This window comes from Nonomuraea sp. NPDC005650, from assembly GCF_040605375.1.
Lineage (GTDB): Bacteria > Actinomycetota > Actinomycetes > Streptosporangiales > Streptosporangiaceae > Nonomuraea.
This window is the reverse complement of record NZ_JBEXCR010000026.1, coordinates 14,228-33,093: the sequence shown is the minus strand read 5'-3', so window position 1 is coordinate 33,093 and position 18,866 is coordinate 14,228. Positions and strand designations below refer to the sequence as shown.

Annotated in this window: 16 protein-coding genes; 6 read left to right on the top strand and 10 right to left on the bottom strand. The window is 69.4% G+C overall.

Translation table 11 applies throughout. From position 1 onward, the window contains the following. Positions 1-25: 25 nt before the first annotated feature. From ABZS69_RS38340 to ABZS69_RS38325, 4 genes are all read left to right on the top strand, one after another. Entirely contained in the window at positions 26-1,294 is a 1,269-nt protein-coding gene (locus ABZS69_RS38340; protein WP_355380792.1) for a pitrilysin family protein, read from the top strand. 89 nt (positions 1,295-1,383) lie between these two features. Beyond that, a complete protein-coding gene (gene dapB, locus ABZS69_RS38335; protein WP_355380790.1) occupies positions 1,384-2,121 on the top strand; it encodes a 4-hydroxy-tetrahydrodipicolinate reductase in 738 nt (245 codons plus the stop codon). Between the two features lie 150 nt (positions 2,122-2,271). Further along, positions 2,272-2,745, top strand: a complete 474-nt coding sequence (locus ABZS69_RS38330; protein ID WP_355380788.1) for a GNAT family N-acetyltransferase — start codon at positions 2,272-2,274, stop codon at positions 2,743-2,745. Beyond that, a complete protein-coding gene (locus ABZS69_RS38325) occupies positions 2,661-3,173 on the top strand; it encodes an MFS transporter (protein ID WP_355380786.1) in 513 nt (170 codons plus the stop codon). The genes ABZS69_RS38330 and ABZS69_RS38325 overlap by 85 nt, the downstream gene beginning before the upstream one ends. Before the next feature lie 222 nt (positions 3,174-3,395). Here ABZS69_RS38325 and ABZS69_RS38320 read toward each other — a convergent pair whose 3' ends face one another. Further along, positions 3,396-3,593 carry a hypothetical protein gene (locus tag ABZS69_RS38320; protein WP_355380784.1) on the bottom strand — a complete coding sequence of 66 codons (198 nt, stop codon included), beginning with the start codon at positions 3,591-3,593 and terminating at the stop codon, positions 3,396-3,398. Between the two features lie 190 nt (positions 3,594-3,783). On the opposite strand from ABZS69_RS38320, the gene fxsT reads away from it, so the two are divergent. Beyond that, positions 3,784-6,306 (top strand): FxSxx-COOH system tetratricopeptide repeat protein, encoded by a 2,523-nt coding sequence (fxsT, locus tag ABZS69_RS38315; RefSeq protein WP_355380782.1) that lies wholly within the window; start codon positions 3,784-3,786, stop codon positions 6,304-6,306. Positions 6,307-6,312: 6 nt separating this feature from the next. Here fxsT and ABZS69_RS38310 read toward each other — a convergent pair whose 3' ends face one another. The 9 genes from ABZS69_RS38310 to ABZS69_RS38270 all read right to left on the bottom strand — a co-directional run bounded on the left by ABZS69_RS38310 (position 6,313) and on the right by ABZS69_RS38270 (position 17,916). Further along, positions 6,313-7,593 carry an HEXXH motif domain-containing protein gene (locus tag ABZS69_RS38310; RefSeq protein WP_355380780.1) on the bottom strand — a complete coding sequence of 427 codons (1,281 nt, stop codon included), beginning with the start codon at positions 7,591-7,593 and terminating at the stop codon, positions 6,313-6,315. Next, positions 7,568-8,845, bottom strand: coding sequence for an FxsB family cyclophane-forming radical SAM/SPASM peptide maturase (locus tag ABZS69_RS38305; RefSeq protein WP_355380778.1), 1,278 nt, complete (start codon positions 8,843-8,845; stop codon positions 7,568-7,570). Before ABZS69_RS38305 ends, ABZS69_RS38310 begins: the two co-directional genes overlap by 26 nt. A 14-nt stretch (positions 8,846-8,859) precedes the next feature. Further along, positions 8,860-11,559, bottom strand: coding sequence for a hypothetical protein (locus ABZS69_RS38300; RefSeq protein ID WP_355380776.1), 2,700 nt, complete (start codon positions 11,557-11,559; stop codon positions 8,860-8,862). Then, complete coding sequence (locus tag ABZS69_RS38295; protein ID WP_355380775.1) at positions 11,552-12,430, bottom strand: hypothetical protein; 879 nt, start codon at positions 12,428-12,430, stop codon at positions 11,552-11,554. Before ABZS69_RS38295 ends, ABZS69_RS38300 begins: the two co-directional genes overlap by 8 nt. Before the next feature lie 115 nt (positions 12,431-12,545). After that, positions 12,546-13,781, bottom strand: a complete 1,236-nt coding sequence (locus tag ABZS69_RS38290; RefSeq protein ID WP_355381094.1) for a P-loop NTPase fold protein — start codon at positions 13,779-13,781, stop codon at positions 12,546-12,548. A gap of 90 nt (positions 13,782-13,871) precedes the next feature. Then, on the bottom strand, positions 13,872-14,879 hold the full coding sequence (locus ABZS69_RS38285; protein ID WP_355380773.1) for an adenosine deaminase: 1,008 nt from the start codon (positions 14,877-14,879) through the stop codon (positions 13,872-13,874). Between the two features lie 10 nt (positions 14,880-14,889). Continuing rightward, a complete protein-coding gene (locus ABZS69_RS38280; protein WP_355380771.1) occupies positions 14,890-15,765 on the bottom strand; it encodes a 1,4-dihydroxy-2-naphthoate polyprenyltransferase in 876 nt (291 codons plus the stop codon). A 17-nt stretch (positions 15,766-15,782) separates the two neighbouring features. After that, positions 15,783-16,391 (bottom strand): GNAT family N-acetyltransferase, encoded by a 609-nt coding sequence (locus ABZS69_RS38275; RefSeq protein WP_192790985.1) that lies wholly within the window; start codon positions 16,389-16,391, stop codon positions 15,783-15,785. A 118-nt stretch (positions 16,392-16,509) separates the two neighbouring features. Beyond that, positions 16,510-17,916, bottom strand: a complete 1,407-nt coding sequence (locus tag ABZS69_RS38270) for a PLP-dependent aminotransferase family protein (protein ID WP_355380769.1) — start codon at positions 17,914-17,916, stop codon at positions 16,510-16,512. On the opposite strand from ABZS69_RS38270, the gene ABZS69_RS38265 reads away from it, so the two are divergent. After that, a complete protein-coding gene (locus ABZS69_RS38265) occupies positions 17,816-18,856 on the top strand; it encodes a DMT family transporter (protein ID WP_355380767.1) in 1,041 nt (346 codons plus the stop codon). The genes ABZS69_RS38270 and ABZS69_RS38265 overlap by 101 nt on opposite strands. Positions 18,857-18,866: the final 10 nt, after the last annotated feature.

Genomic DNA, 18,866 nt, shown 5'->3' with positions numbered 1-18,866 from the left:
CCCCGGCAGGGACGGAGCCGGGGTCGTGAGGCGCACCGTCCTCCCAGGTGGGCTGCGCGTGGTGACCGAGACCATGCCGACCGTGCGCAGCGTCGCGGTCGGCATGTGGGTCGGCATCGGCTCGCGCGACGAGGCCCCCGAGCACACGGGGGCCACCCACTTCCTCGAACACCTGCTGTTCAAGGGCACCCCCACGCGCGACGCCATGGAGATCTCCGCCTCCATCGAGGGCATCGGCGGTGAGATCAACGCCTTCACCGCCAAGGAGTACACGTGCTACTACGCGCGCGTGCTCGACGAGGACCTGCCGGTCGCGGTCGAGGTGCTGGCCGACGTGGTGACCAGCTCGCTGGTGACCGAGGAGGACGTCGAGTCCGAGCGCGGCGTGATCCTCGAAGAGATCGCCATGCACGACGACGACCCCTCTGACGTGGTGCACGAGCAGTTCGCGGCCGCGCTCTACGGCGACTCGGCCATCGGCCGGCCCATCCTGGGCACCGTCGAGTCGATCAACGCTCTCGGGCGCGAGCGGATCGCCGAGTACTACCACCGCTACTACCGGCCCCGCCGCACGGTCGTGTCCGTCGCGGGCAACATCCGGCACGAAGAGGTCGTCGAGCTCGTCACGAGGGCGTACGAGCGGGCGGGCGCGCTGAGCGGCCCGGCCGAGTTCGCGCCCCCGCGCACCAGCGGTCCCGGCGCCGAGCTGCGCTCCGGCGTGCGGGTGCTCGACCGGCCGACCGAGCAGGCCAACCTGGTGCTCGGCACGACCGGCCTGTCCCGTACGGACGACCGCAGGTTCGCGCTGGGCGTGCTCAACGCGGCGCTGGGCGGCGGCATGTCGTCCAGGCTCTTCCAGGAGATCCGGGAGAAGCGCGGCCTGGCCTACTCCGCCTACAGCTACACCTCGGCCTACGCCGACACCGGCCAGTTCGGGATCTACGTGGGCTGCCTGCCGTCGAAGATCGACGACGTGCTCAAGATCTGCCGGGACGAGGTGTCCAGGGTGGTGGCCGAGGGCCTGAGCGCCGACGAGATCATGCGCGGCAAGGGGCAGATGCGCGGCGGGCTCGTGCTCGGCCTGGAGGACACCGGCTCGCGCATGTCGCGCATCGGCAAGAACGAGCTCGTGTACGACGAGCTGATGTCGGTGGACGAGGTGCTGGCGCGCATCGAGGCGGTCACCCCCGACGAGATCGACGAGGTGGCGCGGGACGTGCTCAAGCGGCCGCTCACGCTCGCCGTGATCGGCCCGTACGGCGACAAGGACTTCACCGAGGCCGTCCGCCCGTGAGAACAGACCCGCCACATGGGTCCTGAGCGGCCACGACAGTGGTCCTGAGGCCCCATGGGCGGGTTTTCGCGCTGGTATAGGGTTGGCCTGTGATCAGGGTAGGTGTGCTGGGCGCCCGCGGGCGCGTCGGCGTCGAAGTGTGCAAGGCAGTCGAGGCGGCCTCCGACATGGAGCTGGTGGCCGCGCTCGACAAGGACGACTCCATCGAGGGGCTCGAAGGCGCCGAGGTGGTGGTCGACTTCACCCATCCCGACGTCGTCATGGGCAACCTCGAATGGGCGATCCGGCACGGCGTCCACCCGGTGGTGGGCACGACCGGGTTCGACGAGGGGCGGCTGGAGACCGTGCGCGGCTGGCTGGCCGAGTCGCCGGGCACCCACTGCCTGATCGCGCCCAACTTCGGCATCGCGGCCGTGCTCATGATGCACTTCGCGCAGCAGGCGGCCCGCTACTTCGAGTCCGTCGAGATCGTCGAGCTGCACCACCCCAACAAGGCAGACGCGCCCTCCGGCACGGCCACCCGCACGGCGGAGCTGGTGTCCCAGGCGCGCGCCAAGGCCGGGCTCGGCCAGATGCCCGACGCCACGAGCACCGCGCTCGACGGCGCCCGCGGGGCCGACGTCGGAGGCGTCCACGTGCACGCGGTGCGGCTGTCCGGGCTCATCGCGCACCAGGAGGTGCTGCTGGGCGGCGAGGGCGAGATCCTCACGATCCGGCACGACACCATGACCAGGGCGTCCTTCACGCCGGGCGTGCTGCTCGGGGTGCGCCGCGTACGCGAGCTCCCGGGCCTCACGCTGGGCCTCGAACCGCTCCTGGACCTCTGACGTTCCCTCGCCGGGGACGACGTGCCCACAACCGTACGGTCGTGGGCACGTCGTGAGGAGAGGGTCCCGGCTCCGCACAGCCGGGCCATACGATCATCAACATTAAAATATGAGGGGCGCGATCCGGCTCCACCATGAGATCGTGTCGGCATGGTGCGATGGGCTGAGCCGGATGAGCTCCCCGGGCTGGTCGCGATCGAGCTGGCGGCCGACCAGCTCTTCGAACAGGTGGACATCGTCTTCCCGCCCGGCACCACGATGATCGAAGAGGCGGACGACCCGCTCAGCGTCCTGGTCGAGGGGACACCTCCCGTGGGGTTCGCGCTGATCGCGTGGGTGGACGGCAACCTGCACCTCGAACAGCTCGCCGTGCATCCCGACCACATGCGCCGGGGCATCGGCGGGCGGCTGATCGCGGCGGTCCTCGAGCACGCGCGAGCCGCCGGGGCGCCTGCCGTGACCCTCACGACCTACCGCGACGTGCCCTGGAACGCGCCGTGGTACACGCGGCACGGCTTCGCGGTGATGCCCGAGGAGGAGTGGGGGCCGGAGCTGCGCGCGCTGGTGGAGAACGAGCGGGAGCTCGGCATCGAGATCGCGCCCCGCGTGGTCATGCGCCACTAACCCGGGAGGGCACCCGGACGCTCGGTGTGGTCTATCCACTCCTGGGCCTGACGGTAACGGGATCGCCGTCGGCGGTGGGCTGGTTGGGGTTCGCCATGATCGTGGCGGTCCTGGCGTTCTACATCCCTGGTGGGCTGTTGGTCGACCGCCTGCCACGTCGTTCGATCATGTTGTTCGCCGAATCCGGTCGTTGTGCGGCAGTTTTTACGATCCTCCTTTCAACGGCCTTCGGTGGCCCACTGCTCGCGCACATCGTGTCGGCGGCATTCGTCGAGGGCGCCCTGTTCGCCATGTATGGTCTGGCCGAGACGGCGCTGCTGTCCGACCTGGTCAGGCCTGAACTGCGGAAGCATGCTGTGGTCAAGGTGCGGCTGCGGGCGCGGTCCTGGACCTACAGGGGGGATCCTTCGCCTTGGCCCTGTTTCTGACCGGGTTCGGCGGCGTGCTGAGCAATGTGGCGATCAGGTCCGTGGAGATGCAGCGGATCGATCCGGGAACGCTGGCCCGGACCGTCGGTGTTTCGCGGCCTTCGACCTTGGGCGCGCGCCTCTGGGGGCATCCTGGTCGCCTCGCTGGGCGTGACAGGGGCGACGCCCGTGTTGTTCTTCTCGATGCTGGCGCCGGCGGTGGCGATCACGGGCGTGCCACGACTACAGGCGATCCTGACGCTGCCCTTGCTGGAGGGGAACGGCTATCGAGTTGGAGAAGGCGGCGACCGGATCCTTGTCGTCGCTCAGGCACAGGGTCAGCGCCTCCCGCAGCGCGGCGCTTTCCACCGTCTCGAGGTCGTGCAGCGATAGGTCGGTGACGTCCATGAGCGTGCTCGCCCCGCGGTTCCCGTTACTCATATGCACTCCATCCATTTTCGGTCGCCCGAATACCGTATTGACGCACATGCACATACGAGCGTGTGTGTCATGTCCTCGTTGCGATTGCGCGGGGTATTTACCGCTGCTATGAAGATTCTGAGATAAGCGGGTCGGCTAATCAACTACGAGCGGGCTGCCGGTTCGCTTTCGGCGGAGCGGGAGGATCGACATGGCGGAAAATTCACATTTCATGCCGGTGCACGATCCAAAGATCTGGGAGCGGGTTCCCAAGCGCAACCCCGACTTCACCGGCCGTGAGGACCTGCTGGCCGCCCTGCGGAAGAGCATCGGCACCGTGACGGCCGTCGTGGCGCAGCCCTTGGCCCTGCAGGGCTTCGGAGGCGTCGGCAAGACCCAGCTCGCCGTCGAATACGCCTGGCAGTACCGGGCCCACTACGACCTGGTGTGGTGGGTGTCGGCCGACCAGCCGCTGCTCGTCCCGTCCTCGCTCGCCGCGATGGCCCCGGTGCTGGGCCTGCCTCCGTCGGCCAGCACCGGGGTCGAGCAGGCGACCCAGGCGGTGCTGCGCGCGCTGGAGAGCGGATCCCCGTACCGGAGCTGGCTGGTCATCTTCGACAACGCCGAGGAGCCCGAGGAGATCAAGGAGTACATCCCGAGGGGCCCGGGCCACGTCGTCATCACCTCCCGCAACACGCGCTGGAGCGACCATGAGGCCACCATCGAGGTCGACGTCTTCAAGCGTGACGAGAGTGTGGCGTTCCTGCGCAAACGCCTCGGCCGGTCGATCAGCGACGTCAACGCCGACCGGCTGGCGGAAAAGCTGGGCGACCTGCCGCTCGCGCTGGTGCAGGCGGCTGCCCTCCTCGCGCGCACCCTCATGCCCCTCGACGAGTACATCGCCCTGCTGGACGAACAGACGGGCCGGCTGCTCAACCTGGAGAAGGCGCCCTCGTACCCACTATCGATGACCGCCGCCTGGCGCCTGTCGGTCGCGCGGCTCGAGGACCAGGTTCCCGAGGCGGTCGAGCTGCTCCGGTGCTGTGCCTTCTTCGGTCCCGAGCCCATCCCCCGCGACGTCTTCCGCCGCGGCAGCCAGGCGGTCGTCTCGCGGCTCGCGCCCATCCTGGCCGACCCGATCCTGCTGTCCACGGCCCTGAGCACGTTGGAACGCCTCGCACTGGTCAAGATCGATCAGGCCACGCGCACCCTCCAGGTCCACCGGCTCAACCAGGCGCTGCTCCGCGACGAGCTGTCCGAGGAGGGGCGCAGGGAGATGCGCCACGAGGTCCACCTCCTCCTCGCCGACAATGCGCCCGTCGATCCCGACGACACGAGCAAGTGGGCCTATTTCGACGAACTGGCCGCCCACCTCGAGCGGTCGGGCGTGATCGAGTGCGAGGATCCGGTCGTTCGCGAGTTCGCGCACAATATCGTGCGTTACCTCTACGTACGAGGCAGCTACCGGCAGGCGCAGTCGCTTGTGGGGCAGTGCATCGACGAGTGGAGCAGGACGAACGGCGAGCGGCACATCGACGTGCTGGTAGCGCGCGGCCACCTCGGCAACATCTACCGGGCGCTGGCCCTCTACCCCAGGGCGTACGAGCTCGAGTCCGTGACCCTGGAGATGATGCGCGAGTCCCTCGGCCCCGAGCACGCGCAGACGCTGTGGGCGATCAACGGCTACGCCGCTACCCTGCGCGGGCGCGGCGACTTCCTGCGCGCGCGGGAGCTCGACGAGCAGGCCCACGAGGCCCAAGAGCGGCTCTACGGCACGGACGACATGACCACGCTGCGCGTGAGCAACAACCTGGCCGTCGACCACATGCTGACCAGCAACTACCAGCACGCGCAGAGCATGCTCAAGGAGATCTTCCTCAAACTGAGCCAGGCCAGGGAGGGCATCGGCAAGCGCCTGCTGCTCCAGTCGTGGAGCAACCTCGGCCGGACGGTGCGCCTGGGCGGCCAGTTCAACGAGGCCGCCGACGTGGGAGAGGAGGCCTACGCCTACGGCGTGAAGGAGCTGGGGCCCGACCACCCCGACACGCTCCGGGCGGCCAAGGACTACGCGATCTCCCTGCGCAGGGGCGGCCGGCTGGAAGAGGCCCTGGAACTCATGAAGGACACCCACGCCCGCCTGTATCGCCTGTACGGTGACAAGCACGCCGACACGCTGGCGGCGGCCATGGGCCTGTCCAACACCCTGCGTGCCGGCGGCAACCTCGACGAGGCCAGGCTCATGGCGGAGCGCTCCCTGCGGGACTACCCGGAGGTGTTCGGCGAGGATCACCCGTTCACCCACGCGTGCACGACCAACCTGGCGCTGCTCACTCGCCTGATGGGAGATCCCGCCAAGGCGCGGCACGACAACGAGAAGGCTCTCGCCAGGCTCACCACGCGGGTCAGCCGCGAGCACGACTACTCGGTGACCTGCGCCATCAACCTGCAGAACGACCTGGCGGCCCTCGGCGAGCACGACCGGGCCCGGGAGCTGGGGGAGGAGAACTACCGGCGCATCCAGACGTACTTCAGCCCCGAGCACTACCTCAGCCTCGTCTGCGCCACCAACCTGGCCCTCGACCTGCAGGCGACGGGCGCGGAGGAGGGCGCCAAGCGCCTCCAGTCCGAGTCGATGAGGCACTTCGACCTGATCATGGGGCGCGAGCACCCCGAGACGCTGGCGGCCATGGCGGGCGAGCGGCTCAACTGCGACTTCGACCCGCCGCCCGTCTGATCTCGGTCAGCTGTTGAGCCGGGTCCACGCCTCTTGATGACGTTCGGACTCTCGCCGGGCCTGCGCCGACGCGGCGGCCGTCACCGGCTCGCTTCGCCAGCGGCCGAGCGTGTCACGCAGGATGCCGACGAAGCGTGTCCCCTCTGCGGTCAGTGCGCCGCTGTCCAGCAGCGTCCCTGTGACCTGGTGGGCGGCCTCGCGCCACCGGGCGAACTCCGTCTGAGCTCGGGAGGCCAGGTCCGGATCCTCGGTGTGGCGGCGCCAGAACGCGGCCACACCCGCGTGCGCGTACGCGCCGTGGAGCAGCCCGAAGAGCGGGCGCGGGTCCTTACGCCAGGGCGCGTAGTAGCGGCGGCCGTCGTCGGGGCGGACCAGCTCCACGACCTCGGTGAGCGCGTTGAGCTTGGCGTGTTCGAGCTCGTGGGCCAGGATGAGGGCCAGCCCCAGCCCGTCGGTCGGATCGGAGAGCGCGATCGTGCCGAACATGCCACGCGCGGACGCGCTGCGCTGAGCCTCAGCTCCGGCGGTGATCGGCGTGAGCACGGAGATCGCGGCGGCCACCTCCTCGGCCACCGTCGGATGCCAGGTCACCAGGATGCGCCAGGCCTCGCGCAGGCACGAGGCCCATCGCTCACGTCGGAGGTCCGTGAGACGGCCGTCGGCGTCGTCGCTCGGCCAGCGGTACGGGTCGAGGTCGTCGATGGTCAGCCGCACCCCGAGAGGGCCGGACACGTCGTGCAACACGTGCCAGCCAGGGGAATCGCGTAGCAGGTCGATTCTGTGGGTGCGCCGGCCGACGCCGAGCTCCGCGCCTCCGTCAGTCGGTTCCACGGTCACCTCCACCACCTCGGAGGCGACGTCGGGGACGAGCAGGCGGCCCACCGACGGGAGCATGAGCTCGTGGTCGCGTACCGGAACCTTGAGGCTGCAGGCGGCGCCCGCGCGCACGGCCGCGGCCACGGCCAGCGCCGCCAGCCGCCCCGGATCGCCTCCGCCGCGGAGCATCGCCCGACAGGTGTCCAGCGCCCACTGGCCCACCGGCGGATGACGCAGGCAGCGGCCGACCACCTCCGGCGCGTGCTCCTCCAGGTCCGCCAGCGAGGCATACGCCCGTGCCGCGAGAGCGGCGTGGGCATGTCCGCCCTGGTGGGATTCGTCGACGACGAGCCGTACGAGCAGCCGGTGCTTGCTGGTCTGGGCGGCCCGCAGCTCCTCCACGGCCGCGGTGCCGCCGCCCCCCGTCGCCAGCGCCGAGAATGCCCTATCGGAGATCTGATGTGTGGCCAAGCTGGTCCGCTCCTTTGAGCCGGGCGACGTCTTGCGTGCACCTTGCCGCGATGTATGTGATCAACCGGTACAGATCGGGGCAGTAGACGGAGCGCTCCGCGAACCCGGCAGCCGGGCTGTAGCGGTGCGCGTAAAGGCCGCCCCCGCACAGGGAGACGATGTCGCACTCGTGGCACGCGGGCGACAGCGCCAGCTCGCCGATCTGGCGGGCGACGATCGAGGGGTGCAGCAGCGCCGCGTCCAGGGGATCGGTGAGCACGTGGAGGCTGGTCTCCGTGGCGCCCTGGTACGCGCTCTTCAGGATGTCGGACTGCTCGATGCTGCCGTCGGTCTCGATCACGACCATGCGCACCGGGGACAGCCCCACCGTCTCGGCCCGCGACGGCCTGCCCACAAGCAGTCGGATGATCTCGTGGAACAGCCGGACGTTCGTTTGCAGGACTGGGCTCTCGTACCAGCGGTCGAAGATCGGGATCAGCCAGTCGGCGTACGGCGTCGCCGTCGAATCGGGGTCGCGGAACGGCGGGGGCGCCGCCCAGTTGCCGTGCGGCAGCAGGAAATCGATCGCCGGCGGGTCGAACTCCAGCAGGGCCTCGTAGGTGCGCAGCGGGTCGTTCCGCACGTCGACGGTACACAGGAGCCCGCTGAACAGGTGGTGGTAAGGGCCTGACGTGAGTCTGCGCAACGTTTTGCTGACCAGTTTGTGGCTGCCCTTCCCGTTGGCGAAGCGGCGGTGGCGGTCCTGGCCCTCCTCATCGCCGTCGAGACTCACGCCGACGCGGATCTCCAGCGAGTCGAACAGGCGTAGGAACGATTCGTCGAGCCGTACGCCATTCGTCTGGATGTTCACGCTGACCTGGGTGCCGGTGGGGACCGCACTGCGGATGCCGCGTACCAGCTTGGAGATCAGGTCAGGGCCGGCCAGCAGCGGCTCGCCGCCGTGCAGGATCACGTCGATCTCGGGCAGGTCATGGGAGGCGGCGTGTTCGGCGATGCGCGCGATCGTGCGGTCGGCGACGGCGTCCGACATCCTGCGCGGCTGGGTGCGCCAGCTCTGGTCCGCCATCTCGTACACGTAGCAGTGGCGGCAGGCCAGGTCGCACCTGCTGTGGATCTTCAGGATGAACTGCTGGAACGCGGACGGCTCCCAGCCGCCCGCCACCAGCGCGCCGACGTCGAGGAGCTCTGGGAATCCGCGGGTGAGCAGCGGTTCGGAGTCAGGGCTAGCTGGCAACCCGTCCCTCTCTCTCATGACTCTGAATGGAGTCAAGATTTGTGCCGATAAGAGCGGTTCTTCTCTTGGCTATGGAGCAATTCCTCGAGGAACAGGTAGAGCTCATCGATTTGGTCGACAAAGGGGAGCCAGTCGTACGTGCCGAGCCCGTCCCGCTCCAGCGGGGAGAGCAGGCGAGCGGCGGCCCTGAGCTCGCTCGGCGGTATTTCGACCGGCTCGAACTCGCCTGCGCCGGTCCGGACCGCCCGCGCGAGCGGATGGTGCGGCCCGCGCACGCCGAGTGCCGCGAGCACGACTTCGGCAGGGTGCCGGGCGACCGGGCCGTCGGCCAGTTCGACCGCGCCGGGGTTCGCGAGCGCGACCAGTATCCGCAGGTCGGGCGGCAGGTCCCGGAGCACCCGCGGCTGGTCCGGCCGGGCGAGCTGCTGCCTGCGCGCCAGGAGCAGTAGCACCTCGGGGACACCCTCACGCAGGCCGCGTAACACGTCGGGTACGCAGTCGGCCGGAGATCGGGTGGAGACGGACATCCGATGGGCGATCGACTGCCTCACGAGCGCCAGCGGCTCCGACAGTAGGGCGTCCGCCAGGCGTCGGTAGCCCTCGTCGGGATTCTCTCCGAGCGCGTAGGCGTATCGGACGACAGGGTCGGCGGCGTCGAAGCGGGCGGTTGGGCGCAGGGCGCGGGCGATCAGGTCGAGGTCGCGCGTGGTCGCCGGCGGCGCACTCGGGCTCATGGGAACCGAGCCGGTCGGCTTGGTCGCGACAAGCGCGGCGGCCGTCCCGGTGGCGAGAATGAGTGCCCCGAGCAGGGCAGACGCCGGCGAGAACGTCAGGAAGACGCCCGTCAGGACGCCGAAGGCGACGAGCAGCAGCGTGGCGCCGAGGGAGGTCGCCAGCGCGGTGCGACGTGTCCTGTAGTCGGCGACCACCTTGGCACGGGCCTTGTGGAACTCCTCCCAGTCCGCCGCCGCCCGCGCGGCCCTGGCCTCGGAGATGCGGTCGGTCAGCCCCTGGCGCCGCATCGGCCAGTCGGGCGGTTGCTTGTCCTCCTCGCGTTCCAGCCGCTGCGCGACCTCGGCGAGGTTGCGGCTGAGCGTGGCCGCCTCGTCGCGGCGCTCGGAGCTCACCCTTACCAGATACGTCTTGAGCTCCCGCAGCGCCTCGTCGGATTCCGTGGACGCCGGCCCCGTGAGCAGGGAGGCGATCTGCTCTACGACTTCGTCCAGCGCTCGGGAGAACGCCGGCGACTTGTCGGCCACCAGAACCCAGTGCACCACGTTACGCATCGTAACCAGAACCGGCGGGCTGGCATATCCGGCGACCACCACCGCCGTGAGGATCGGACGGCCGTCGGTCCGGGCGGCGCGGGCACCGGCGGCCTTCTCGTCGAAGAGGCCCACAGTCAGCTCGATGACGGCGCGCGGATCGTCGCGGCTGGGAAGGAGGAACGCGGCCGCACGGCCCTCGTCCTCGACCTTGTCCGCGAGCAGCCCCGCCGCGAGCAGCTTGGCCTCGATGAGCATCGCCAGGTCGGCGAGGTGGGGCGCGCGGCTGTGCCCGGCCGACGCGCTCGCCACCAGCTCCGCGTCGATGGTCGACGCGGGCGGCGCGGCCTCGAAGCTCACCCAGCTCAGTTGCAGGAGCAGCCGGATGTTGCCGCCGCTGTGGCGAAGGAGCTCCTGCAGGCCGGTGTCGGAGAAGGGCCAGATGCCGGCGTCGGGTCCCGGGCGGGCGGCGTTGATGTACGCGCCCAGCACCTGCCGGGCCTCGTCCGGGGTGAGCGGCACCATGTGAATGGCCCCCGCGCCGATGCGCTGACGCAGGTCAGGTGGCATGCAATCCCAGCCCGCGTCGCTGACGACCAACAGCAGCATCCCCCCGATCCGAGGGATCACCTCGACCAGGCTCTGCAGCAGCGCCATGTTCCCGGGGACCGGGATCCCGTCTCCGAGCACGAACTTCTCGCACTGGTCGAGGACCAGCACGAACGGCCGGCCGCCCCTGGTCACCAAGGTTGTCAGGACTTGCAGGCCGTAACGGCAGGTCAGTGGGTCGTCGATGCGGCGGCTGACGCCGAGGGCCCGCGCGTCGCCGGGGCTGATCTGCCGGCCGCACAGCCAGTCGTAAGCGGCGTCGGAATACTTCGGCCGCTGCAGGAACGACAGTGCCCGCTGGAACTGGGGCGCGTTGCCCGCCACGGCGGCGATCTCCTTGGCCTGGGCCTCCAGGACCTCGCCGGCATCGACCAGATGCCTGTCGAACAGCTCACGCACGATGGCGGGATCCTCATCGAGCCGCGAGCGGACGTCATCGCTCGCCCGCGCGCCGGCGAGGGTGCCGAGGTAACGCTGGCTCAGGTTCGCCAGGAGTTTGTGCGACAGCTGAGTGACCAGGCGGCGGTACTCGGCGACGAAATCGCCCTCCTGAAACCTCAGGTAGAGCTGGACCGTCTGCTCCTCCTCTCCGTTCACGACGGCCATCATGTGGCGGGCGGTGTGGGTCTTGCCCACTCCGTGAGCGCCGTACAGACAGGCGAGGGCGCCGTCGCGGGTGGCCTCGTCGGCGAAGCGGTGCACGTAGTCCTCGGCCAGGCGCACCGAGCCGCGCACGCCCGGGAGCAGCGCGGTCGGGGTGTTCTGCAGCCAGTCGCTCAGGAAGGCCCGCAGTGAGGTCTCCTCGGCACTGGAGGTGCCGCGGGCGGGGAACGGGTTGCGCGTCGGGTAATCAGCCATGGGGGTCTCCCAGCCCGTTCCACTTCTCGGCCTGCCACATCTTGAGCTGCATCCACATCTCGTGCATGAGCAGGCCGTCCGTCGGCCAGGGCTCGTCGCTGTCGTACTCGCTCAGCCGGCAGTCGAGGAGCACCGCCAGATGCTGCATGGCCTGGCCGATGGTGTACGGGCGGGTGCTGAAGGCCCGCTGCACGCCGTCCAGGTCGAAGGGGGAGGGCGGCTCACCCGTCCACCGCCCGTCGGCCAGCACCGCTATCTGCCGTGGTGTCAGCGCGCTCAGGTCGATCACGTGGCCACGCCGGGCGAACGCCTGTCTGTCCGCATCCGTGAGCTGGACCGTGCTCGCGTGATCGTAGTTGTCGATCGTGAACACCACGACCGTCCTGGTGTTCTCGAACACCTTCGCGGCCTGGGTGAGCAGTTCCTTGGTCGACACGCCCTCGTACCGGATGCCGAAGCCGGCGTCATGGGCGGCGAAGGCCGTCGCCGCGAACTCGGCGATCTCTTGCAGGTCGTACTCGTTCATCGGGTTCGTGGGGGCCCGGTGGCTCAGCGTGGTGAAGCCGCGCTGGAGACGGGGCGGGATTTCGATGTTGCTGGTGTGCATCTTGTTGCGTAGCGAGAGCAACGTGGAGCGCAGCAACTGGTACGCGTCGTGCGTCATGTCGTCACGTTCCACACGGTGCACCACGAACCGGTAGCCGGCCAGGCGGGCGGTGGCGGCGCGCTGGTACGCGTACAGCATGTGGTTGGCCAGAGAGGTGCGCCCGCTGTTGCCCACGCCGGTGATCAGGAAAAGGGCGGGCTTGTCCCCGTTGATCGCCCTTTCCATCGTGCTCTCGATCGCCGCCAGCCGGATGAAGCCCTCCAATTCAAGAAGGAGCGCGCGATCGGATTCGATGCCGAGAGAATCCAACGGCCCGCTGACGTAGGGATTTCCGGACAGCAGGCCGTAAAGTTCGTAGCGGACATCGCCTATACCCATCTCAGCCGCCGATCATCGTCAGATAGACGGGTAACCCCTCGGCGGACGCCTCGAAGGCGGATCCGGCGAAGAGCTGTGCCAGGAAATCGTGCTTCCCTAGATATACCCGCGTCAGGTCCTGCAGCATGCGCGCCTGCGTTTTGAACCGCGCCTGGAACCCCTGTGCTGAATCGGCCACGAGTTTGTTCTGATGGACCAGTTCGAGTGCGACCAGCAGCGCCGGGCAGCGCACCACGTCCGAGAAGAGCTCCAGGCTCTGCACCCGTAGCACGACCAATCGTACGACCAGATCCGTGTCCAGGGTGGCCAGGCCGGGCGTGCCCTCGATGACGGCCTCCGTCACCCGGAGGAGATTGAGCACCCGCTTGATCTTCCTGGGGTTCGGCGTGACGATCTTCTCCAGCAGCGCCGCGTGCGTCCTGGCCAGCTCGCCCGTGCGCGACTGACGGATGAACCGTCCGACCTCCGCGGGCCCGAGCGGATACAGGTGCAGGGGCAGCTGGATCATCTTGTCCAGATACTCGTCACCGATGACGGTGTGGTCGGGGAAGCCGAACGGCTGGTACTTCACCGAGACACCGCGGTCGACCATGTCCTTGGACAGGGCGAGGACCACGAAGACGTTCCTGAGGTCGAGGAAGAGCTTGATCGATTCGAGGACGTCGATGATCTGATCAGGCTCGCACCGGTCGAGGTCGTCGACGAAGAAGATGATCCTCTTGCCCTGTGCCGCCAGGCGGTCGGCCTCCTGCTGCAGCAGCCCGCGCAGACGGCCGGTCTGGCTGTCCACCAGGCCGCGCATGAGCGCGTACCGTTCGGCCAGTTTGTCGATCTTGTCCACGCTCACGGAGCCTAGGCTGAGCCGCTTCAGCACCTCGTCGGCGGCCAGCCGCATCGTGATCTCGCCGAGCCGCCGCACCGTGCCGGCGAAGCGGTGCCCGGGGTCCTCGTCGAGCTTGTCGTGCAACGCGTTCAGCAGGGGGAGCAGCATCTCCGGCTCGCGGCGGTGCACCCAGGGGTTGAAATGCACACGGACGAACTCGTCGCCGTGCCGATCGAGCAGCCGCTCGTCCAGCATTTCCAGCAGGGTCGATTTCCCGCTTCCCCACGAACCGTAAACGCCGATGGTGAACGGAGTTTCGGTGTGCGGATTGGTGATTATCGAAACCAGCGGATCGACGTAGCGCCGGAACTGAAGAAGATCGCCGCGCCAATTGGCGGGTGCGTCCGAGAGCATCGCGATTTCGGGCATCGTCTCCCTCCCAGGAAGAGGATGCATCCATCGTGCCGCGGAATACCGCGGGTTATTGAACTGTGATAGCGGTGGTCAGCCGGTGGCGGCGACGTACGCGTCCACCTCGGCCAGGTACGCGTCCTTGAGGTGCCGGGGCAGCCACGTGATCTCGAAGGCGTTGCGTTCGAGCTGAGCCACCTCCTCACGCGTGAGCTGGAGCGCGGCCTGCAGCGCTTCGAGGTTTTCGCCCACGTAACCCGCGAAATACGCGGGGTCGTCGGAGTTGATCGTCACCCGCACGCCCAGGTCCATCAGCTTGCGGATGCCCTCGGCCTTCATCGAGTCGGTGACGTAGCCGTTGGAGATCGGGCAGCAGGTCAGCCCCATGCCCCGCTCCAGGACGACCTCGACGAGCCGCTGGTCCTCCAGGATGTTGACGCCGTGGTCGATGCGGTTGACGCCGATGTCCTCGACGGCCTGACGGATGTGTTCGACGGAATCGTCCTGGTCGACGTCGCAGTGCATGGTCAGGAGGTAGCCCTCCTGCCGGGCGCGCTCGTACACCGCCGCGAACTTGACCGGCGGGTTGCCCCTCTCGTCGGAGTCGAGCCCGACGCCCGCGATCCACTCCTTGTACGGCAGCGACTCCAGCAGCGTCGCCATCGCGTATTCGGCCTGGAAGTCACGCAGGAAGCACATGATGAGCTGCGCCCGCACCCCGAGCCGCGCCTCCGCGTCCATCAGCGCCCGCCGCAGCCCGCGGATCACCACGTCGAACGGCACCCCTCGCGAGGTGTGGGCCTGCGGGTCGAAGAAGATCTCGGCGTAGCGGACGTTCTGCTCGGCGGCCTTGCGCAGGTAGGCCATGGCCAGGTCGTAGAAGTCGGGCTCGGTGCGCAGGACCTGCATGCCCTCGTAGTAGACCTTGAGGAAGGACGTCAGGCTGTCGAAGTCGTAGGCCGCCCGCATCTCCTCGACCGATGAGTACGGCAGCTCCAGGCCGTTGCGCCCGGCGAGCTCGAACTTGAGCTCGGGCTCCAATGTGCCCTCGATGTGCAGATGCAACTCGCACTTGGGCAGCCCCGCGATGAAGTCCTTCACACGCCCAAGCTTAGAAGACGATCGCGAGCCCCACGGCGAACAGGAGCCCGTACGCCAGCTGCAGTTTGCCCGTCTGCTGCAGCACCGCGATCAGCGCGGGGCCCACGGCCTTGCCCAGCACGGTCCTGATCGGGGTGATCGCCAGCGGCGCGGCGAGCAGCACGAGCGCGGCCCACGGCGTCACCGTGACCATCGCCAGCGCCACCACGAACGGCACCACCTGGCAGGCCACGTAGAGGGCACGGGTGCGCTCCGCCCCCAGCACCACGGCCAGCGTGCGCTTGCCGGTCTGGCCGTCCGTCCCGACGTCGCGTAGGTTGTTGACCACGAGCATCGAGCACGAGAGCAGCCCCACCGGGATCGACGCGAAGAACGCCGGCCAGCTCAGCGACTCCGTCTGCACATACGCCGTGCCCACCACGGGGACGATCCCGAAGAACACGAACACGGCCACCTCGCCCAGCCCGCGGTAGCCGTACGGGCGCTTGCCGCCCGTGTAGAACCAGGCGGCGGCGATGCACGCCGCGCCCACCAGCAGGATCCACCACGCCCGCGTGACCACGACCAGGATCAGCCCCAGCACCGCCGCGACCGCGAAACAGCCGAGCGCGGCGACCAGCACGTCGCGCGGGCTCGCCGCCCGCGAGCCCACCAGCCGCATCGGGCCGACCCGCTGGTCGTCGGTGCCGCGGACGCCGTCGCTGTAGTCGTTGGCGTAGTTGACGCCGATCTGCAGCGACAACGCCACGAACAGCGCCAGGACGGCCCGCCACCACACGAATCCGCCTTCGCCGATCGCCACGCCGGTGCCCACCATGACGGGCACGACGGCGTTCGGGAGCGTGCGCGGACGGGCGCCCGCGATCCACTGGCCAGGGGTTGCCATGATCTGCCGTTCGTCCTCTAGCTGATGTCCGTCGTGAGCCTGATCATCCGGATCGGGCGGCCCATGTCGAGCACGCGTTCGGCCATGTCCTCGCCCCAGCCGGCTGACTCCAGGAAGCCCAGCACCGCGTAGTTGTCGGCGAACACCCAGGTGACGATCTGCCGGAAGCCGTCCTCGCGCAGGTAGTCGACGGTCGCGTTGAGCAGCCGGCTGCCGTGGCCCCGGCGTACGAAATCGGGGTCGACCAGCAGCGTCAGCATCTCGGCCACCACAGTGGGGTCGAGGTCGGGGTCCTCGGCGGGGGCGTGGGAGGCCAGCCCCACCACGCGCTCGCCACCACGCGGGGTGGTCAGGGCGGCGCTGCCGCCCGCGCCCAGGGCGGGGAAGCCCTCGGTGTCGAGGATGGTCTCCACCGCCACCAGCACCCGGTGCCTGGGGGTGGGCGGGGCGACGATCGCCTCGTCCCACTGGCGCAGCCACATCTTCTCGGCCGCCGCGCCCGTCATCTGCTCGAGTGGGCCCTCGGGGAGGAAATCCCGATAGCCGTAGCGCCAGGCGCGGATCTGACAATTCGCAACCTGGAGCACATCCTCGCGCCGGGCCGCCCGGACGCCTACGTCTGCCATCTCGGCCCGCTCCTTCGCCTGCCGTTCATGCCACAAGGCACGAGTTACACCGTATCGGTGTTTGACCCTTGGAGACGACGCGAACCCCTCTTCGCCGCCGATCTCGCCCAGACCTTCCTCAGCCCGTTTGCGTCACCTCAGCCAACGCTCCGGCGAGTCGCCGCACCCCCTCGTGCAACTCGGCCAGATGGGCGGCGGCGATGTGCGTCACCCGGATCCGCGGCCCCGGCGGCTCGGACGCGTAGTACAGCCTGCCCGGACTCACCAGCGCCCCGTTCCGCCTGGCGGTCTCGACGAGCGCGTTCTCGTCGACCTCGGCGGGCAGGCGCACCCACAGGTGCATCCCACCGATGGGCAGCAGCTGCACCTCCGCCTGCGGCATGTGGGTGGCGAGCGCGGCCGCGAGGGCGTCGCGCCTGGTCCTGATCTCATGGTGTACGGCCGCCAGATGCCGCGGCCAGGCCGGCGACCCCACGAACTCCAGCGCCGTCTCCTGCAACGGCCGCGCCACGAAGAACGACTCCACGAGCTGGCTGGCCCGCAGCCGGTGGGCGGCGGGCCCCCTGGCGACCACGGCCGCCACCCGCATGCTCGGCGACAGGATCTTCGTCAGCGACTTCACGTGGACGACCGTGCCGTGCCGGTCCATGGAGGCCAGGGACGCGGGCGCCTGATCGGTCAGGTAGCACGCGTAGTCGTCCTCGACCACGAACGCCCCCGCCGCCCTGGCCACCTGCAGCACCTGTTCCCTGCGCTCCATCGGGAGGGTGGCGCCCGTCGGGTTCTGCAGGGTGGGCTGGCAGAAGAAGACCCGGGCCCCGGTGACGGCGAACGCCTCGGCGAGCAGGTCGGGACGTACGCCGTCCCGGTCGATGGGCACGGCAGTGGCCCGCAGCCCGGCCGCCCTGGCCGCCGCGATCGCCCCCGGATAGGTGGGCGTCTCGACGAGCACCGGCGTGCCCGGGGCCGCCAGCGCCCGGAACGCGTGCGTGAGGGCCGCCTGGCCGCCGCTCACGATCAGCGCGTCGGCCGCGGTCACGTCGCCCCCGGCCTGCCGCGCGAACCACCTGCGCAGCTCCTGCAGCCCCGCCAGGGGCGGCATGGCCCAGGCGTCCGGCCTCCGCACGGCCCGCGCCGCCGCGGCCGCCAGCTGTTTGTCCGGCCGCAGGCCCGCCCGCAGATAGCCGCCGGTGAGCGGCACCACGCCTTCGGCCGCCGCGCCCAGCAACGTCGCCACGGGCTCCTCGTCGACCACCCGGTCCCCGAGCGCCACGGTTTGCCACGAGAGATCGACGGCCTCCGGTGCGGCGCTCACCTGGGGGGTCACGAACACCCCGCTGCCGGGCCTCGCGACCACCCTGCCCTCGGCGGCCAGCTGCCCGATGGCCCTGGACACGGTGACGGGGGAGACGTTGTGCAACCGCATGATCTCCCGGCTGGACGGCAGCCGTGCCCCTGGCCCCAGCCGTCCGGCCTCTTCGCGCAGTATCGCGGCGATCTGGGCGATACTGCTATCGTTGTCCATGAAGAGTCAGAATAGCGCTACTACTCCCGATGGAGTAGCACTCCCTCCCGGTCCGGGGCACGCCGCGTCACCGGCGAGCGCCGGCCAAGGCACCGCTCTGGCCTTCCTGGGCGTCCTGGCCTTCTCCGGGTCCCTCCCCGCCACCGTCTTCGCCATGGAAGGCTTCCACCCGTGGCTCGTGGCGATCGGGCGCGCAGTTGTAGCCGGATTTATCGCGCTGGCCTGCCTTAAGTTCGCAAAAATCCCCATAATTCCGCCAAAGCGTGACTGGTCGGCGTACGGTCTCATCTCCCTGGGCGTGGTCTTCGGCTTCCCCGTCTTCAGCGGCCTGGCCCTGGCCCTGGGGGCCAGCACGTCGCACGCCGCCGTCGTGGTGGCACTCCTCCCGGCCGCCACCGCCGCCTGCGCCGTCCTCAGGGCGGGCGAACGCCCCCGTCCCCTCTTCTGGGCGGCCTGCGGGGCGGGCGCCCTGGCCATCACGGCCTTCACCCTCACCCAGAACCAGGGCCTGCCCACCTGGCCCGACCTGCTCATGGTGGGCGCCCTGCTGTCGGCCGCGATCGGCTACACGGAAGGCGGCCGGCTGTCCAGGCGAACCCCGGGCTGGCAGGTGATCTCCCACACCCTCGTCCTCTCGCTGCCCCTCACCGTCCCCGTCACCGTCGCGCTGGCCCTCCTCACCCCCATCACTCCCACGCCGCACGCGATAGCGGGCTTCGCGTACGTCTCGCTGATCTCGATGTTCCTCGGCTTCATCCCCTGGTACGCGGGCCTGGCGAGGGGCGGCATCGCCCGAGCCGGGCAGACCCAGCTCACCCAGCCGCTCCTCACCCTGGTCTGGGCCTGGTTCCTGCTGGGGGAGCGATTCGGGCCGGCCACGGTGGCCGCCGCGCTGGTCGTTCTCGTGTGCGTGGCCATTACTCAGCGTGCCCGTACTTGAAAGCCGTGAC

Coding starts and splice junctions, on each gene's coding strand:
- ABZS69_RS38330 (WP_355380788.1), top strand. CDS start 2,272: ATGGTGCGATGGGCTGAGCCGGATGAGCTCCCCGGGCTGGTCGCGATC.
- ABZS69_RS38320 (WP_355380784.1), bottom strand. CDS start 3,593: ATGAGTAACGGGAACCGCGGGGCGAGCACGCTCATGGACGTCACCGAC.
- fxsT (WP_355380782.1), top strand. CDS start 3,784: ATGGCGGAAAATTCACATTTCATGCCGGTGCACGATCCAAAGATCTGG.
- ABZS69_RS38305 (WP_355380778.1), bottom strand. CDS start 8,845: ATGAGAGAGAGGGACGGGTTGCCAGCTAGCCCTGACTCCGAACCGCTG.
- ABZS69_RS38300 (WP_355380776.1), bottom strand. CDS start 11,559: ATGGCTGATTACCCGACGCGCAACCCGTTCCCCGCCCGCGGCACCTCC.
- ABZS69_RS38290 (WP_355381094.1), bottom strand. CDS start 13,781: ATGCTCTCGGACGCACCCGCCAATTGGCGCGGCGATCTTCTTCAGTTC.
- ABZS69_RS38280 (WP_355380771.1), bottom strand. CDS start 15,765: ATGGCAACCCCTGGCCAGTGGATCGCGGGCGCCCGTCCGCGCACGCTC.
- ABZS69_RS38275 (WP_192790985.1), bottom strand. CDS start 16,391: ATGGCAGACGTAGGCGTCCGGGCGGCCCGGCGCGAGGATGTGCTCCAG.
- ABZS69_RS38265 (WP_355380767.1), top strand. CDS start 17,816: ATGATCTCCCGGCTGGACGGCAGCCGTGCCCCTGGCCCCAGCCGTCCG.
- ABZS69_RS38270 (WP_355380769.1), bottom strand. CDS start 17,916: ATGGACAACGATAGCAGTATCGCCCAGATCGCCGCGATACTGCGCGAA.